This window comes from Paenibacillus sp. NPDC056579 (assembly GCF_042793215.1).
Lineage (GTDB): Bacteria > Bacillota > Bacilli > Paenibacillales > NBRC-103111 > Paenibacillus_S.
In genome coordinates, this window is sequence record NZ_JBHTVD010000012.1 from 1 (window position 1) to 17,233 (window position 17,233).

Below are 17,233 nucleotides of genomic sequence, written 5' to 3' on the forward strand. Positions count from 1 at the left end.
CAAACTCTCCATTAAAGTGTCGCCGAAGCGACCGTATAACAGAGCTTGTCTTAAGCTCAAAATTCAATGCTAGCGAGAATTTGCATTCTCTATTTTAACACTCACTCGTTGTTCAGTTTTCAAAGGACAATATCTCTGACATTTCGTGCAACTTCGACTGAAGTTTACTCTTTGTCATTTGTTGTCACTGTGTTTAGCAGCGACCTTTATAATATAACACATTCGCCTATCTTAATGCAAGCATTTTTTTATTTCCTTTTTCAACCAATGCTTGATATCGATTCATAATGTGCATGCCGTTTTTAGCGGCGAGGACTAATGTATCATAGCAGACTACACAAAGTCAAGTCTATTTTTCAATATAAATCTACGGCACTGGAACGGTCGGACAATCAAAAGAGCACAGCCATAAAAGGCCATGCTCATTAATAACCAGGAAACAATTTATTCAATCATTCCTTCAACAGGGCTGCTAGCGGATGCGTAGCGTTTTTTCGGAATACGTCCGGCCTGGAACCCTTTGCGGCCGGCCATAACGGCCAGCTTGAACGCCTCCGCCATCAGCACGGGGTCTTGAGCTCCGGCCACGGCCGTATTGAGGAGCACACCGTCAGCTCCCAGCTCCATAGCTAGCGCCGCGTCGGCAGGACCGCCGATTCCCGCATCGACAATAACAGGAACCTTGGCTTCTTCAATAATAAAGCGAAGCTGATTCGGATTCGCAATCCCTTGGCCCGAGCCGATAGGCGACGCTCCCGGCATGACTGCGGCAGCGCCTGCTTCCTGCAGCTTACGCGCAAGGATCGGATCGTCCGATGTATAGGGCAGAACGATGAATCCGAGGTCAACCAGTATTTTAGTCGCCTCCAGCGTGCCGATTGGATCAGGCAGCAGGGTTTTCGGGTCACCGATGACTTCGACTTTAATCATATCGCATAAGCCGGACGCTTTCGCCAGCTTGGCAATCCGTACAGCTTCTTCAACCGTATAAGCGCCTGCCGTGTTCGGAAGCAGAGTGAACCTTTTCAAATCCAATGTTTCCAGAAAGTTCGGAGCTTCGGGGTTGTCTATAGGAAGACGGCGGATCGCGAAGGTCAGTATCTCGGACTCGGATGCTTGGACGGCTTGACTCTGAATATTCAGATCGGAAAATTTCCCCGTGCCAAGAAGTAAACGTGACTTAAATTCATAAGGACCAATTTTTAATACGTCGCTCATTGTTAATGCCTCCATATATTCATTCTAGAAATCCAGCTTCAAGGAGAAGACGCTTAGCCTCCGCCTACAAAATGAACGATCTCCAGCGAATCGCCATCGTGCAGCAAAGTGTCGGAATAAGAAGAACGTTCGATAATTTCCCGGTTCAGCTCAATGACCAAAATTTTGGACTCCAGCTTGAAAGCAACCAGCAGATCGGAAATGGTAGAAACGTCGGGCAGCTCGCGCGCCTCTCCGTTAATGGTCAGCTTCATAATGATGCACCCCGCTTTCTATAGAAAAGTGTAAACACGCGTCAAACACAAAAAAAGCCAACCCGCGATAAGGAGTTGACTTGACGTAATCATACTGAATACAGCACAGTTACCGTTCGTCCACTTCCCTACGCTGGCATCATCCAGAACATGGGTTATTCCCATGCATAATCAGGTTCCAAGGGTCAAGGAATTCTGCTTCCTTTTCTCAGCCCCGCATAATAGGGCTCCCCTAGTGGCTATTCAATTATTTTGATTATAGCAGAAATCAATGGCTTTGTCCCGCATTATTACCTTGCTGTGTAACGAACCTCCAACTCCGACGCTTCCTCGTCCTGCGTATGGATAACTTCCTTGGTCAAGGACTTCTTCACCAGCTTGTTCAAAATGAAAGGCAGCTCAAACCGTACCTCGGACAGCTCGTCGCATTGCTGAAGATCATGAAGACTCCAAGCCTCTTCACGGCTCGTTAGCACGGACAGCAGCACTTTACAGCAGCGCTCCATCTTGGACATGACGGAAAACTCACAGGCAAGGAGGACCAGCTGCACTCTTTGCTTCAGCGTTTCATTGCTTTGCGTGAGCTCTTCGTACAGCTTGTACACTCCGGGATTGATCGTTCTGACCTGCTTCCACACCGTAATTTCCGGATGAATGCCCGCTTCTATAATAACAATTCTTGCATAGTGGTGCAGTGCTTCCAAAATATTATTATAGGCATCAAGCAAATGATCCTCCAGCACGTGCTCCTTGCTCTCGGAATATTTACGCAAAAACTTGGAAAACTCGATCATCAGTTTCTGCTCACGCATATCGGAAGGAAACTCCAGCATGCGATGCCGCAAGCCTTCTAAATACGTGTTTCGATCCAGAAGAATCTCTCCTTTTAAGATCCAGTAGATCAAGTTGCGGTGCTCTCCGTGCAAAATGAAGCTATGAAGTGCATTAGGATCTATCCATCTTTCTTGTATACGGCAGTTGTCTTTTATATAATGATACTGTTGATCGGTTTGCACGCCTTTATCGGCAATGACAAGCAACAGGAGATCGAATCCGTCCGTAACAGCAGAGAACAACGACGGATTGTCCACCGCCAATACACTGATGACTGCTTCATCTTCCCGGAGCCTGTCAACCCGTTGTTCCTTTAAGGCATTCATCGTTGCAGCCCCCTATAATTCGTTACACATATTACATCTTTATTTCTACACAAGTAGGCGGTTTCCTGCATCGGTTTCGTGACAAATATCACAATTTATTAAGGAAAGAAGTGACAGCAAATGAGATTCAGATCCAGTAAAGTCAACGAGTTCCGGTTATGGGGGCTGCTGTTGACCATGGGCGGCATGCTGCTCATGATCGTAGGCTTGGCCGGGATTGTATTTAATTGGGGAGCTGTCGGCAAAATTATGGCGGGCATTTTCATGGTGTTCGGCGCCATATCGATGCTGGCCAGCATGGCCGTATATTTCTGGGCGGGTATGATGTCTACAAGCACCACCGTGGTGGAGTGTCCGGAATGCGGCAAGCCGACGAAAATCATCGGAAAAACCGACCGCTGCATGTTCTGCAGAACGATCTTGTCGCTTGACCCTAAGCACGATCCGGATGCCAATACAATGACTAATCCTTAATTCCATCCTCCGGTAAAAATGAAAAAACTGGCCCGCTCCTTGCCCTAAGGCATGAAACGGCCAGTTTTCTTTTGTTATAGCAGCTAAAGGTGACTAGCTTACGGCTTTAACTCATCGCGGATCAAATCCCAAATAGCCGGATTCTCGTAGCCTCTTCTCCAGGAAGCGACTCCCGCCAAATTGTATTTTTTGATCAGGTCCATACGCGCTTTCATCGAAACTTCGTCTTCGATCCATATTTTGATCAGCTTGTCTCCGTCCTTGTATTCTACATAGTTTTGGCCGGTATCGGGCTGAAAGACGGGAGTCAAATTCTTCTCCTTGATCGTCCTCTGCGGATTGTCCATAAATACCGATCGGGAGCTTACCTTCTTCTTGCCGTCCACCATTTCTTCGGTCCATACTCTCGTGTAGAAAGGAACCCCCAGAATAAACTTATCGGGAGGAATATTGTCCTCCTTCATCATTTTGACCAAATGCTTCTCCACCCAAGGCAAGGAGGCTACGGAACCCGCTATCGGGCTCGCCGCCCAAAATTCATCGTACGCCATGATCATCATATAATCCAAAGAATCTATGAGTGCTTTTCTATCAATAAATGCAGACCACATTTCACTGTCCGATTTCGGCGTTACGGCCATCGAAACAATCAGGCCCTGCTCGTGCATTAGCGGCGTCATTTCCCTGACGAATTGAACGAGATTTTCCTTGTCCTTCGTGTACACATTCTCAAAGTCGATGTTGATTCCTTGCAATGAGTACATTTGAGCGTAGCTTAGCAGCTGCTTGATCATTTTCATCCGTTTATCGTACGTGGATAGCGCTTCGGTCGTCCGTTTGGGCTCGAATCCGTTGCTGAGCAGCCCCCATACCTGGTAATTTTGGCTGTGCGCCCATTTTACATAGGCAGGGTCGGCGATGTTCTTCAAATTCCCTTGGCCGTCATCGATATGAAACCAGGTCGGACTGACGACATTGACACCGGGCATAGCTGGAATCTTGGTTGTGTCCGGATTTTTCGCAGCAACCTGCTCCCAGGTGAGATTGATCTTCCCTCCGGCCGGCTTCTGCACAACAAAGCTCGGGGGCAGCTCCTGCTTCGGAATCGTCTCGGTACGCTCCTCTGTCAGCTGGTCTTTCTTCACATAGCCCATATAACCGTTCGGGAGCTGCACTCTATACCATTCCGGCTCCTCAGACCAGATGATGACCTCCTGCTCCTGCTTCAAATCTACGAGAATCGGAGATTTAATTGAAGGCTCTTTACGCAGAGCAACGGTCTTTTCCGGTTTCTTCGGATAAGAGATCGCCTTACCCCATCGTATCGTCTCTCCTTCCTTGAAAAGGAGAACAGCGCCGGTATCCTGCGATTCCCGGAGATCAATCCGGTAAAGCTGCTTCAGCGGGTCTATAGGCAAATACAAAATTCCGTTTGCTTTGACGAGAGGAAACTTCAGCGAAAACGGCTTCTCGTTGATCAAGCCGGTCAATTGGCTCGTTCTTAACCGCACCACTTTATCTTCCGTCGTAATAATCGTGGAGTCGCTGGACTCTTCATAGATCATAGCCGGATCGACAATTTCCTTCACGATCTCGAACGGCAGCTTCAAGCTCTCATCCTTACCTTCCGCCGGCTTAGCGAGCATAGCGCCTTGATAGAAGATCGGCTTCGTCATTCCGTCGAACGAGGGATCCTCATGCTTGCGGGTAGGGACGTATTCATTCCAGTACAAAACCACCGCGGCACCCAAAATAACGGCGAATAATGACATCCACAGGGGCCACTTCCTTGATCTTCTTCGAGCTCTGTTCGTCATATGATCTAATGCCATTGTTTCACTCCTATGGTGACTCTATTAATCTCTGTATTATTCTAGCAAAAAAGACGTACCAAAAGCCACTTGTACGACAAGTTGACCTCAGGCACGTCCATTATACCTTACATTATGCTGAGCATTCCAATGAGAAAAATTAATAACGGATTCACTTCAAAATGAGTGACCTCAAAGCTTTGCTTCGGCAAAGCTCACTTCATGGGCAAGTGATTGTTATCTCGCTTGTTTGACAGACGCACAGTCCGAGCAAATCCCATAGACTTCAACACGATGGCTTTTTACTACAAAACCGGTCTCTCTTCCCGCCGTCTGCTCCAAATCGTCGAGCGGCTTGTAAGAGAAATCGACCAGCTTGCCGCATTCCTCGCACAAGGCATGGTAATGCTCCGACATATCCGCATCGAAGCGGCTGGAATGATCGCCATACGTCATCTCGCGTACAAGTCCGACCTCAATAAATACCTTCAAATTATTGTACACCGTAGCGACGCTCATGCTTGGAAATTTGGGCGCCAGAGCCTTATAAATGTCGTCCGCCGAAGGGTGCGCCATCGTATTTATTAAATAGGCAAGAATAGCATGTCTTTGCGGGGTCATGCGTACGCCTGTCGTCTTCAGCTTAAATAACGCTTGCTCCAATCGGGAATCCATGCTGTCTCACCGCCTAATCCGATCATAATGGTATCGTTTTATTTTACGCGGCATGGTTTCGATTTGTCAATGAAGGGAGCCCTGAATCACCCGAAATATCAGCCTTAATCCGCTTTTTGGATGGAAATCGAGCCGTTAGTATTCAATTCGATTTTGTGCTTGCCGCTGCCGATGTTCCCTTTGATCGAATCTTTATCGATTTGCAGCGGAAGTGAAGTGCGGATCGCCCCCTTCTCCCCTTCGCCATGGACGGAATAATCTCCGTTAGACGGCAGAGACAGGTTAATGCTGCCATGATTCGTCTCGATATCCCATTCCCCGTTAACGGTTCGGCTCGTCACCTCGACGGAGCCGTTGGTCGTATTGGCTTTCAAGCCGGACGGAGCTTCCTTGATCTGAATGCTGCCGTTCGTCGTCTCGACCTGCATCGCTCCGCTAACATTACTGAGTGCCAAGCTGCCGTTCGTAGACGTAATTTCTACGTCCCCCTGATGCTTGGTGACCTCCATCCCGCCGTTCGTCGATTCCAGTCTCATCTTTCCTGCCGTTTCTGAAGTAATAATACGCGCGTTGGTAGATTCCAGATTCAATCGAGGCGCCTGAACGGAAGTCAGCTGGATTTGGCCGTTAGTGGTGATGACCTGCAGCTCTTCCTTGAACTTCAGCTTCTCGGCCGTAATCTTACCGTTGGTAGATTCCAAATCCATGCTCACCGATGCTTGAGCCGGGATACTGATGATCATATCGGTCCGCACTTTGCGGTGATCCCAGAAGCTTTGTCCGTATTCCTTGCCTTCGGCCTTAATCGTCAGTTTATTTCCTTGAACGCTGTGCTCGATCTTGGACTGGGAAGCAATTTCGCTCGCCTTCTGTTCATCCTGCACCGCTACATAAACGATGGATTGAATTTGCAGCTTGTCGGAGCTTCCCGGATTCATCACGACGCTTCCGTACGGATTGATGACCTGGATGCGGTCAATGCCCCCGTCCAAAGGAATGTCCGTCGTTCCTTGATCAAACTTGCGGCCTTCTCCGTCCGTAATAGCCAGCATCGCGTCACCGAAGTCCAGATTGCCGAACCAGTTGCGGATCGTAGCTGTAGATTGGGTGCTGCCGATCACAACGGCGGATATAATAACGGCAAATATCACTCCGGTTACATCGAGCTTCAGCTGCTTCTCGCTCTCCCCGTACTTCATATTAAAAAGAATATATTCGATACCCAAGGCGACGAACAGTACAGGCCACCATTCTATCAGCAGAGAGGTCCATTGCGTCCCCATATACTGATCTGCCATAACCGCCGCGCCGACACAGATTAACAATAGAGCGGCTGTGTAGCGACCCGCTTTGCGCATGATCAAAAGCTCCTTTCTTGGTCACTGCTTATTTTTTGGTCGATTCTCTTAAGAACAGCACGATGCCGACGACTATGAGCAGTATGGCGCCGATGGAGGAACCCAGCATATCAAAAATCCGATTCAGCCAATCAGGCTTGCTGCTGACAAGAAAGAGAAACACCCCGCCGATAATGAGCAGATAACCTAGCGTGCTGCCTTTCGGCATTCTTCTCGTTACCGGCTTGAACACCGCTTCCGCTTCACTTAACGGATCGGAATAGGGACCGCTCCACTGTCCGTTCACTCTATCGGTTTGCTGGAGGGCGTCGAAAATGTTGTAAAAATAAATAACCGGTACAAACAAAGAGAACAATACGATAAGTGGAATGCTCGAATTCGAATGCGTGGCAAAAAACACGATAGCAAAAATATCCAGTATCAAAACGAGCATGATCATCATGCCCCGCTGCATCTGTCCTAAATACAGCTGGCCTGTGCCCGGGATCAGAAAGGATAGCAGGCACGCTACAAGCTTGCTCTTGCGCGGCGTTGACCGGAACGGGTCGAAAGGCTGCTTCGTTCCCGCCGACTGACTCCACCGCTCCATCCGTTCCCGCAAAAACGCATCCTCTCTCTCCTCCTCCGGGTTACTTCGCAAAGGATCCTTACGTTGCTCTTCCATATATCATTTACCTCCATTCACTAAGACGGCTAAATTGGGTTCGACGACCAGTTGATTAGGAATACAGTATATCCGAAAGCTACAATAGAAGCTGAATGGATATGCGATGCACGATGATTCCGACGACGGCGAGCTTGCTTTGTACATCGGCTCCCAGCTGATCCGCATTGATGGACAGAAGCTTGCCCAAAATGCCGGAGGATACGAAGATATAAGTAGCGGCCGTAGCTACAAGCCCATGCATCAATTCGGGGCGCCACCGCGAAGCGCTCTTGGGTGATTGGTTAGCCGCTGACGTTTCACGTGCTATTCTGCTCCCCTGATTCTCCATTTGAATGAAATTCATGACGCGATCTTCCAGTCCGGCGGGAGCCGCCATGACCGGCATGTCGTCCAGAAGCACTTCCATATCGAGATACGCACGAAGTCGGGTCCGGCAATCGGGACAGCCTTGAATGTGGCGACCGATTTGCTTCAGTTCCAGCTCGGAGCAGTGGTTACTTAGAAATCGTTGCAGCTGACGATCGTCCGGATGCAGATGATGTTTGTTCATTATTGCGTACCTCCTGCCATTTTTGTTTAAGCAATGCTTTTCCCCGGTACAGCCTGGTTTCGATGGTTTTGAGAGGAAGCTGCGTCACATCGGCAATTTCCTGGTAAGAGAGCTGCTTATAGTGGTATAAGTACAAAATCAGCCTGTATTTGTCGGGAAGCTCGGACAGAAGCTTCTGAACCGTCTGCTGCTCCTCCTTTTGCAATGCTACTGCTTCCGGCTCTTCCTGCCGGCTGCCGAACCAGCCCTTCACCTTATCCAATATGGCTTCATACGGCTTGCGGTGCTGAGCCCGGCGATAATCGGTAACCAGATTCACCGTCAATCGATACACCCAGGTAGTAAATTTGGCATCTCCACGAAAATGAACCAGCGACCGATACAGCTTAATAAAAATTTCCTGAGTCAAATCTTCGGCGGTTTCGCGATGCTCAACCATGCGATACACGAGCGTATAAATGTAGTTTTTATGCCGCTCGATCAAGAAGCGGTATGCTTCCTCATCGCCTTGACGGATACGGTCGACCAACTGCTCATCCGTCAAATGTTCCATCGTTTCACCGCCTTTGTTTGTTGTATAACCTATAAGACGCACGAGACCGGCGGACCCCTTCAAATTGGTAAAAAAATTTATTCGCAGGAAACCGAATGAACCTCGGCTATATGCTGCAGCTCTTCGATCAGAACGACTGTTGGCTTCCCTCTCGCCATTCTGACCGTAATCGAAATGAACATAATGTGCTGCCCCTCTTCGCCTTCCTCGACGGTGAGCTTATGCATTTCGTGTCCCTGACCGTTTAACACAGCCGAGATCCGGCTTAGAACTCCCGGGTAATCGTCGGCACGAATCTGCAGCAGCCGCGGCCTTTTGCCGTTAAAATACCGCTGCTCAACGAGGTTCAGCACCCATAGGCTTAACAAGGTCAGTACGCATACCATGACAGCCGGGTAATAAAAGCCTGCGCCTACGGAAAGGCCGATCGCTGCAACGACCCATAAGGAAGCGGCCGTAGTAAGGCCGGTAATGGCTTTGCCTGTATATAAAATCGTCCCGGCGCCAAGAAACCCGATGCCGCTGATGACTTGGGCCGCGAGCCGGGCGGGATCCAGCCGGACATTGTCCGATCCGAGAAACTCCGAGAATCCGTACATGGAAAGCAGCATGATTAAGGTAGAGCCCAGGCAGACAAGAATATGCGTCCGAAGTCCAGCCGCATGGCTGCTTCGTTCCCGCTCGAAGCCTATCAGCCCGCCCAGCATTAAAGAAAGCAGCAGCCGAATCGTCAATTGAAACGAATCGATATACCATGGATTAGTTATCATTGGAGACCGCCTGCCGCTTTACGGACAGCCGCAAAGCAAGAAAGGGATAGGCCGGCGGTTGCATACGCTGTATATTTTATCATGCTTTCCTCCCGTTTTGACGAAAATGTTTTGCCTTCAACAGTTGACTTCGCTCCCGATGACGGTACACTTAATGTAGATGAAACGTTTAAAGATGCAGCAGTCATAGAAATGAACGGAGGAACTTCTCTAATGGTATCTACTCAATCAATGATTCAAAGACAGAAAGCAATCCGCAAGCTTGCGGCGCACAAAGCGCTGGAGCTTCCTTTATTGCCAAGCGGCTTCTGGTTCCACAGCGATGTTCGCGATAACTTTTATTATGCGATACATTTGTTCGCTTATTGCGCGGATAAAGAAGAAAGTTCCGATCTTGGCGAGGAACAGCGCCTGTCTGCCGTGAGCTTGGCTTCGGACATGATCCGCAAGGTGCTCGCCCTTCAGGTGACCGACTCGGCTCATCCGATGTACGGCCATTGGCCTCTTAACCTGGGGACGGATCCTTCATCCGCTAAGCCAAACCTGCTCCCGGTAGAGCTGATGGGCTGCTTAATTATTTTATTTTACAATAAATACCAAAATATACTGCCTATCGAGCTGAAAAGCGAGCTGAATCTCGCCATCCTTCATATATATCAAAGCAGCGTCTACCGTCAGCCGCTTCAGCAAATTCACCATCACGAAGCGAAGCACACATCGCTTAAGCTGCTGCTCGGCCATCAGTTCGATGATCGCGAGCTGCTCGAGCAGGGTCTGCAATTCGCCAAACAGCAGTTGCAGCATGTGAGAACATTCGGCTTCAAGGAGTACGGCGCTCTGCCTTGGCATTGGCACTGGATTCAATCGTTCACCTGCGTATGGGAAGTGGTCGATGACGCTGCCGTACGTGTAACTGTCGGCTCTTTGCTGGACTATTTATGGAGACTGCGCGCCGACTATTATTTGAAAGGCACGTGGATCGGAGCCCAATCCCGCCAATGGCCGCATGACGGGCCGAAGGACAACAATACGCTGCTCGACTATATCCAATTCGGCGATTTCCCGCTTCCTTCTATTATTACCCGTCTGGAAGGCTCATGCCTATACACCTACGAGGTAGCGGACGATATTAGAAATAGAGCGACAGAACGCAGCGAATCCGAGGAAATCCGGCGGCGGATCCAATTTGCCGGAGCAGACGGTCAAGTAACGGAGGAGGCACACACTTACGTTTATGTGACGCCTGACTATGCCGTTGGAGGCATCTGGGAGCGTAGAGAGGAATTCGATAACGAGCAGCAGCGCTGGGATCTTACGCTGCCTTTGACCGATCCCGCTGCAGCGGTCGGGGTGAATCAGGCGTTCTTCTTCCACCCAGGCGCCAAGTACAAGGAAGGCGACGACCGGCATGCCAGCAATTACGGCGAGGTGCTCCTTCATAAGGATACCGCCATTCAGCTGTGGGATATCCCTGCGGAGGATACGGAAGCCATCCCTCATCTGGTAGGCTGCCTGCCGAAAGGGCAATGGACGTTTACCGCACGCAGCGGTTATGGAAAAATCGGCCGCGTTTACGCCGCATTCCATTTGCAAAACGAGTTCTCGTCCGAAGAACGGGCTGACAGAATATCCATAGCTAGTCCGTTCGTGAACGGATCCAACGGCGTCGTATTCGAGGCGATGTCCGGGCAGGAGGCGTCCGGGCTAGGCATTGATAGTCTGGAGCAGTTCGCTGCCTGGATGGAAGGGAACGCTCAAGCAAGCTTCGGCGATGCCGCAGAGGCACAAGAGGCCAACGGCAAGCAAATCGCTTATACGACAAAAAGGCAGGATAAGCTGACCTTAACCGTTGCCGGCGGACAAGCCGTACCTGCTATTAACGGGGAACCCGTACGCTGGGACGATTATGTGATCGGCTAATATGTAAATCAAATAAGCCGCTCAGATTCTTACACCGTAAATGGAAGGTGATAAGTATCGGAGCGGCTTATTCATTGCGATCAGCAGGGCAGGCGTTATGGGAAGAACGTGCTGCCCTCCGGTTCACTATTTTCTCCTTCCGCCCGCTTGTAAAAGACGGTCAGCGTAACGTTCGGAGCAATTTCAATCTTTTGGCAGGGTTCAAATCCATGCTTCGTATATAACTGAACCGCGGGCTCATTGTTCGTGCCCGTAGATACTTTCACCGGCATCCCGGGAACGGCGATTTGCTCTGCGAATTGCAGCAGCTTCGTCGCAATGCCGCGGCGGAAGAATGAGGGATGGACCATCATTCTGCAGATCGTGAGCTCTTTGGGACTTTGCTTGACGGAAACCGCTCCGGCCAGGCGCCGGTCTTCATAGTAGCCGAAAAATCGCTCTCCCGACCCTTGTATCGTTTGCGGTGAATCGAACAGCGGCGGGATTTCATCGAAGCCAATACGCTCTGCTTCTACCCGGTAAGACAGCTGCTGCAGCATCAGAAGCTCCAACACCTCTTGGGTGTCCGTTACATCAATGGCTCGAATCATGAGGGTCCTCCTTTTCGCAACAGCTTTAGAAGAAGTATACAACAGACCCGCCTATATTCCAATCGTTACCACCACGCATAACAAAACAGCCTTCCGCCATGCTTAAGCATGGCGGAAGGCTGTTTCTGCTGGTATCGTTATTGGTTTAAGCATTCCACTATGAGCTTGTTAACAAGCCCAGGGTTAGCTTTTCCTTTGGTTTCTTTCATGACTTGACCGACGAGGAATCCGACCGCTTTATCTTTACCGGCCTTAAAGTCGGCAACCGATTGAGGGTTGTTCGCAACCACCTGCTCGACAACCGCCTTGATCGCGCCTTCATCGCTGATCTGAACGAGGCCTTGCTCCTCGACAATCGTTTGCGGAGCTTTTCCGCTTTCGAGCATCGCCTTGAATACCGTCTTGGCGATTTTGCTGCTGATCGTTCCCTTTTCCATCAGACCGATCATTTCGCCCAAGCCTTGTCCGGTAATCTTCACGTCTTGAAGCTCCAGGTTGTTCGCGTTCAAATAGCCTAACAGATCGCCCATAATCCAGTTGGATACGGCTTTGGCATCCTTCGTATAGTTCAAGCTCTCTTCAAAGAAATTCGCCAGCTTCATCGAAGCGGTGATAACCTCTGCGTCGTAGCTAGGCAGGCTGTACTCGCTCACATAGCGCTTCTTGCGCGCGTCCGGCAGCTCCGGAATCGTCGAACGGACGCGATCCTTCCATTCGTCGTCGATATACAGGCGAACCAGGTCCGGATCCGGGAAGTAGCGGTAATCGTGCGCTTCCTCCTTGCCCCGCATGACAAGCGTCTTGCCTTGAGCTTCGTCCCAACGGCGAGTCTCCTGATCGACTTTGCCGCCGCTGTCCAGCACGTCGGCCTGGCGCCACTCTTCGTACTCCAGTCCCTTTTGCACGCCGCGGAACGAGTTCATATTCTTGAGCTCGGCTCTGGTTCCGAACTTCTCCTGACCGAACGGGCGAATACTGATGTTCGCGTCGCAGCGAAGCGAGCCCTCCTCCATCTTAACGTCGGACACGTCGCAATATTGCATGATCGCCTTCAGCTTCTCGAGATAAGCGCGCGCCTCTTCAGGGGAGCGCAGATCCGGCTCCGATACGATCTCGATCAGCGGAGTTCCGACGCGGTTAAAGTCCGCCAAGGACGCGTAGCCGCCGTCGACATGCGTCAGCTTGCCGGCATCCTCCTCCAGATGAACGCGGGTGACGCCAATGCGCTTCGTCTCGCCGTTCACTTCGATCTCGATCCAGCCGTGCTCGCCGATCGGCTTGTCGTACTGGGAAATTTGGTACGCTTTCGGCGAATCCGGGTAAAAATAGTTTTTGCGGTCAAATTTGCTGTCCGTAGCAATCGTACAGTTGAGCGCCATGGCCGCTTTCATCGCATATTCCACCGCTTGCTTGTTCAGCACTGGCAGAACGCCGGGGTAGCCCAGACAAACTGGACATGTATGAGTATTCGGCGGAGCCCCGAATTCGGTGGAGCATCCGCAAAAGATTTTGGACTTCGTGTGCAGTTCTACGTGAACTTCCAGTCCTATGACGGTTTCGTATTTAGTTCCGGTTGCAGACATGCTGGCTTGCTCCTTTCGTCTATTCTCTTACAGCTCAGGGCGCTGCTTATGGTGATCGGTGTTCTGCTCGTAGGCATGAGCCACGCGCAGCACGGTCGACTCATCCAGCGCTTTCCCGATAATTTGCAAGCCGACCGGCATGCCGTCAGCAAATCCGCAAGGTACGCTGATCGCAGGCACTCCCGCAAGGTTGACCGGAATGGTCAATATATCGTTCAAATACATCGTGATCGGATCGTTCACTTGAGAACCGATTTTGAACGCCGTAGTCGGCGCCGTCGGTCCGATCACAACATCGTATTGCTCGAACACTTTGTCAAAATCCTGCTTGATCAAGGTACGAACCTTTTGCGCCTTAAGATAGTACGCATCGTAATAGCCGGAGCTGAGCGCATACGTACCAAGCATGATCCGGCGCTTCACTTCCGGACCGAAGCCTTCGCTTCTCGATTTCAGGTACAAATCAAGCAGGTTTTTCGGATTTTCCGCACGTACGCCGTAACGCACGCCGTCGAAGCGCGCCAGGTTGGACGACGCTTCCGAGGAAGCGAGCAGATAGTACGAGGCCACGGCGTATTCCGTATGCGGCAGCGATACTTCCTCGACAATGGCTCCCATGCTTTCCAATACTTTCAGAGCGGCAACGACAGCCTTACGGACCAACGGATCGATGCCTTCGCCCATATATTCCTTCGGCACGGCTACACGCAAGCCTTTGACATCGCCCGTAAGCGCGCTGATATAGTCGGGAATGTCAACGTTCGCCGACGTGGAGTCCTGCGGATCGTGACCCGCAATCGCCTGCAGCAGGTAGGCGCTGTCCTCGACGTTTTTGCTCAACGGACCGATTTGGTCCAAAGAGGATGCAAAGGCAACCAAACCGAACCGGGACACAAGTCCATAGGTCGGTTTCATGCCGACGATACCGCAATAAGCGGCCGGCTGACGAATCGAGCCGCCCGTATCCGAGCCGAGCGAGAAATACACCTCACCCGCAGCCACAGCTGCAGCGGAGCCGCCGCTGGAACCGCCCGGAACATATTCCAGGTTCCACGGGTTATGCGTCGCCTGGAAGCTGGAGTTCTCGTTCGAGCCGCCCATGGCGAACTCGTCCATGTTCAATTTGCCGATGCTGACGGCTTGCGCGTCTTTCAGCTTTTTCACAACCGTTGCGTCATAAACCGGATCGAAGTTGCGCAAAAATTGGCTGGCGCAAGTGGTTTTCACGCCTTCGGTAACGATGTTGTCTTTAATGCCGATAGGCAGGCCGAACAGCAAGCCTCTCGTATCGCTCTTGCCCAGCTGCTCGTCCAATGCTTTGGCAGCGGCGCGGGCGTTCTCCTCATCCAGCGTCAGAAACGCTTTCACCTTGTCTTCCACTTGGCCGATCCGCTCATAGGATGCGTTCACCAGGTCGGAGACGGATAGTTCTTTGGCGCTAAGCCGGTTATGTAATTCCTGCAATTTCAAATCAAATAAAGACAAAACAGCATCCTCCCTTCATATGAATGACAGCTATTCCAGTACGGCAGGCACCTTGATCTGCCCGTCCTCTTCGTCCGGCGCGTTCAGCAGCACCTTCTCGATCGGCAGGGAAGGCCGCGATACGTCCTCGCGCATAACGTTCGACAACGGCATCGGATGGCTCGTAGGCTCTACATCGTCTGTATTCAGCTCATTCAGTTTTTCCGCATATTTTAAGATGGCGTTCAATTGCCCGGTAAACGTCTCTTTTTCCTGCTCACTCAGTTCCAGTCTGGCCAGCTTGGCTACATGCTCAACATCTTTAATCGTAACGCTCATCGACTGCCCCCCGCTTCGTAATCGTCCTCATTTTCGACATCATAACCGAAAACTCATCCTTATATTATAGACCAGATGCATATTGAACTCAATTCCAATCCCCCAAAAAAGAAGTACCGTGCCCCGAGCGGCCGCACCTTGCCGGACCAACAGAAAAAAAGCCCGCTGCCGGGGCCAAAAGCTCCGAAAGGGGCTGTCCTGTATAGTGCTAATGCGGATGACATGCTGCCAAGCTGCCTCGGATTAGATCCAGGCCTTTAGATTGACTTGTTTGATGAAGTCCTCTTGAGACATCACTTCTTTGGCAGATTCTGTCGATTCCTCCGGCTCCTCGTCCCCGTTCATAATGCGGCGGAACAGCTCTTCGTTCCTGGTGGCAAGAGCGAAGTCGATCAATGCCTCCCGCTCCAAACGGTCAACCTCTTGTTGAATCAGTACTTCCTCCAGCTCAATATCATCGCCGGTTACGAAAAAGTGTTTATTTATTTTAGGAACACGCACGACATAATCAAATACATTATCCGCATTCCGATCATAAGCGATGATATAACCGTAATCTCCAACGGGCAAATTTTGCTCAAATTTGTCTGCGACGATATAAACCTTTTGTCCCAAACGAAGCATATGCCATTCCTCCCAAGACTAACGCGCCTATTTGATTCAAGCCCGAAATTCGTTATGATGTGTTAGTAATAACATCCTTACTAGAGGTATATGATGAGTCGAGCTATGAATGTCAACATACGTTTATGTTTAATTCTATTAATCTTAGCATTTTTTTGGTTCGTAAGCAATGATAGACAAGAGGTCTCCGCACATCCGTTGAATAACGGCTATTCCGAATTGACCGTCACCCGGGAAGAAGGCGTCCAATACGACTTGTTCATACCGGAACTCAGCCTCTCCAGGTTCGACACGAACGGCGACGGAAGCCTTTCCTCTCAAGAGCTGGAAGGACAGACTGGGCAAATCATGCGATATTTGCAGGACGGCATCCGGCTCCAGCAGAACATGGAGGATATGGGTTTCCACCTTCAATCCATGAACAAAAATGTGAAGGAATCAGTCCCGGGGGTCAGCTTTCAACTCTATTATACTAGCAGCCAGCCTATCATCGGCTTTACTATTCAATATAACCTGCTTTTTGACGATTCAGACCCGAACCATCTGAATTTTGCAATCATGGCGGACGGAAACGATTTAGATCAAACGGTATTCGACGCCTCTCACCGCAGTTACCATTTTGAATCGTCGCATTCCGCGTCACTTGGCACTACCCTATGGCGTTATTTTACGCTGGGAATCGAGCATTTCGCGACAGGCTACGATCACCTGCTCTTTCTCTTGTCCCTGCTTGTCATCGCAGACAGCTACAAGCGTATCGTTCAGATCGTCACTGCCTTTACGATTGCGCACAGCGTAACGCTTCTGTTAACCGCGCTGGGTTACATTAACGTAAATCCAGTGTGGGTGGAAGCGGCAATCGCCTTGACGATAGGTTACGTAGCCATAGAAAATATAGTGTCGCCAAAGCATTCGCTTCGTTCGCTGCTGACTTTCCTATTCGGACTTGTTCACGGGATGGGATTCGCCGGGGCGCTGGGGGAAATCGGTCTGCCCGCCAACTATTTCGTCAGTTCGCTGGTGGCTTTTAATGCGGGAGTGGAGGCTGCACAGCTGATCCTCGTCATAACGATCATGCCGATGATCTTATGGCTGCGGAATAAAGCGGGATACAAAAGTATTGTCGTTGGAGGATCGGCAGTGATTGGAGTTCAAGCGCTTTGGTGGCTGTTAGAACGTACGGGGGTCATTGGATAGGATGGGTAGCGGTTTAGCACTTGCGG

General features: G+C 50.5%; 18 protein-coding genes and 1 riboswitch. Of the genes, 3 read left to right on the plus strand and 15 right to left on the minus strand.

Annotated features, from left to right (window positions below; genetic code table 11):
• Window positions 1-444: 444 nt before the first annotated feature.
• The 3 genes from ACFQ88_RS32275 to ACFQ88_RS32285 all read right to left on the minus strand — a co-directional run bounded on the left by ACFQ88_RS32275 (window position 445) and on the right by ACFQ88_RS32285 (window position 2,632).
• Window positions 445-1,218, minus strand: a complete 774-nt coding sequence (locus tag ACFQ88_RS32275; RefSeq protein WP_379460960.1) for a thiazole synthase — start codon at window positions 1,216-1,218, stop codon at window positions 445-447.
• Between the two features lie 53 nt (window positions 1,219-1,271).
• Entirely contained in the window at window positions 1,272-1,472 is a 201-nt protein-coding gene (thiS, locus tag ACFQ88_RS32280) for a sulfur carrier protein ThiS (RefSeq protein ID WP_239629498.1), read from the minus strand.
• Between the two features lie 108 nt (window positions 1,473-1,580).
• A riboswitch (TPP riboswitch) is annotated at window positions 1,581-1,716 on the minus strand.
• A 46-nt stretch (window positions 1,717-1,762) separates the two neighbouring features.
• Entirely contained in the window at window positions 1,763-2,632 is an 870-nt protein-coding gene (locus ACFQ88_RS32285; RefSeq protein WP_379460963.1) for a nucleotidyltransferase-like protein, read from the minus strand.
• A 120-nt stretch (window positions 2,633-2,752) separates the two neighbouring features.
• On the opposite strand from ACFQ88_RS32285, the gene ACFQ88_RS32290 reads away from it, so the two are divergent.
• Window positions 2,753-3,106 carry a DUF2614 family zinc ribbon-containing protein gene (locus ACFQ88_RS32290; protein WP_239629504.1) on the plus strand — a complete coding sequence of 118 codons (354 nt, stop codon included), beginning with the start codon at window positions 2,753-2,755 and terminating at the stop codon, window positions 3,104-3,106.
• Window positions 3,107-3,204: 98 nt separating this feature from the next.
• Here ACFQ88_RS32290 and ACFQ88_RS32295 read toward each other — a convergent pair whose 3' ends face one another.
• The 7 genes from ACFQ88_RS32295 to ACFQ88_RS32325 all read right to left on the minus strand — a co-directional run bounded on the left by ACFQ88_RS32295 (window position 3,205) and on the right by ACFQ88_RS32325 (window position 9,487).
• Complete coding sequence (locus ACFQ88_RS32295; protein ID WP_379460965.1) at window positions 3,205-4,878, minus strand: glycosyl hydrolase family 18 protein; 1,674 nt, start codon at window positions 4,876-4,878, stop codon at window positions 3,205-3,207.
• A 276-nt stretch (window positions 4,879-5,154) separates the two neighbouring features.
• Complete coding sequence (gene perR / locus ACFQ88_RS32300) at window positions 5,155-5,592, minus strand: peroxide-responsive transcriptional repressor PerR (RefSeq protein WP_239629510.1); 438 nt, start codon at window positions 5,590-5,592, stop codon at window positions 5,155-5,157.
• Between the two features lie 104 nt (window positions 5,593-5,696).
• Complete coding sequence (locus ACFQ88_RS32305; protein WP_239629513.1) at window positions 5,697-6,950, minus strand: DUF4097 family beta strand repeat-containing protein; 1,254 nt, start codon at window positions 6,948-6,950, stop codon at window positions 5,697-5,699.
• 28 nt (window positions 6,951-6,978) lie between these two features.
• Window positions 6,979-7,614 (minus strand): DUF6677 family protein, encoded by a 636-nt coding sequence (locus tag ACFQ88_RS32310; protein ID WP_239629515.1) that lies wholly within the window; start codon window positions 7,612-7,614, stop codon window positions 6,979-6,981.
• 79 nt (window positions 7,615-7,693) lie between these two features.
• Window positions 7,694-8,167, minus strand: coding sequence for an anti-sigma factor family protein (locus ACFQ88_RS32315; RefSeq protein WP_239629518.1), 474 nt, complete (start codon window positions 8,165-8,167; stop codon window positions 7,694-7,696).
• Complete coding sequence (locus tag ACFQ88_RS32320) at window positions 8,112-8,720, minus strand: RNA polymerase sigma factor (protein WP_239629520.1); 609 nt, start codon at window positions 8,718-8,720, stop codon at window positions 8,112-8,114. The genes ACFQ88_RS32315 and ACFQ88_RS32320 overlap by 56 nt, the downstream gene beginning before the upstream one ends.
• 77 nt (window positions 8,721-8,797) lie before the next feature.
• A complete protein-coding gene (locus ACFQ88_RS32325) occupies window positions 8,798-9,487 on the minus strand; it encodes an MgtC/SapB family protein (RefSeq protein WP_379461341.1) in 690 nt (229 codons plus the stop codon).
• A 216-nt stretch (window positions 9,488-9,703) separates the two neighbouring features.
• On the opposite strand from ACFQ88_RS32325, the gene ACFQ88_RS32330 reads away from it, so the two are divergent.
• A complete protein-coding gene (locus ACFQ88_RS32330; protein WP_379460970.1) occupies window positions 9,704-11,410 on the plus strand; it encodes a hypothetical protein in 1,707 nt (568 codons plus the stop codon).
• Between the two features lie 95 nt (window positions 11,411-11,505).
• Here the strand turns inward: ACFQ88_RS32330 and ACFQ88_RS32335 are convergent, their stop codons facing one another.
• The 5 genes from ACFQ88_RS32335 to ACFQ88_RS32355 form a co-directional block, all read right to left on the minus strand.
• Window positions 11,506-12,000, minus strand: coding sequence for a GNAT family N-acetyltransferase (locus ACFQ88_RS32335; RefSeq protein ID WP_379460972.1), 495 nt, complete (start codon window positions 11,998-12,000; stop codon window positions 11,506-11,508).
• Window positions 12,001-12,137: 137 nt separating this feature from the next.
• On the minus strand, window positions 12,138-13,583 hold the full coding sequence (gatB, locus tag ACFQ88_RS32340; protein ID WP_379460974.1) for an Asp-tRNA(Asn)/Glu-tRNA(Gln) amidotransferase subunit GatB: 1,446 nt from the start codon (window positions 13,581-13,583) through the stop codon (window positions 12,138-12,140).
• 27 nt (window positions 13,584-13,610) lie between these two features.
• Window positions 13,611-15,068 carry an Asp-tRNA(Asn)/Glu-tRNA(Gln) amidotransferase subunit GatA gene (gatA, locus tag ACFQ88_RS32345; RefSeq protein WP_379460977.1) on the minus strand — a complete coding sequence of 486 codons (1,458 nt, stop codon included), beginning with the start codon at window positions 15,066-15,068 and terminating at the stop codon, window positions 13,611-13,613.
• A 30-nt stretch (window positions 15,069-15,098) separates the two neighbouring features.
• Window positions 15,099-15,386, minus strand: a complete 288-nt coding sequence (gene gatC / locus ACFQ88_RS32350; RefSeq protein ID WP_239629536.1) for an Asp-tRNA(Asn)/Glu-tRNA(Gln) amidotransferase subunit GatC — start codon at window positions 15,384-15,386, stop codon at window positions 15,099-15,101.
• A gap of 243 nt (window positions 15,387-15,629) precedes the next feature.
• Complete coding sequence (locus tag ACFQ88_RS32355) at window positions 15,630-16,010, minus strand: ATPase (protein ID WP_239629538.1); 381 nt, start codon at window positions 16,008-16,010, stop codon at window positions 15,630-15,632.
• A 198-nt stretch (window positions 16,011-16,208) separates the two neighbouring features.
• Between ACFQ88_RS32355 and ACFQ88_RS32360 the strand changes: the two genes are divergently transcribed.
• Entirely contained in the window at window positions 16,209-17,207 is a 999-nt protein-coding gene (locus ACFQ88_RS32360) for a HupE/UreJ family protein (protein WP_379460980.1), read from the plus strand.
• Window positions 17,208-17,233: the final 26 nt, after the last annotated feature.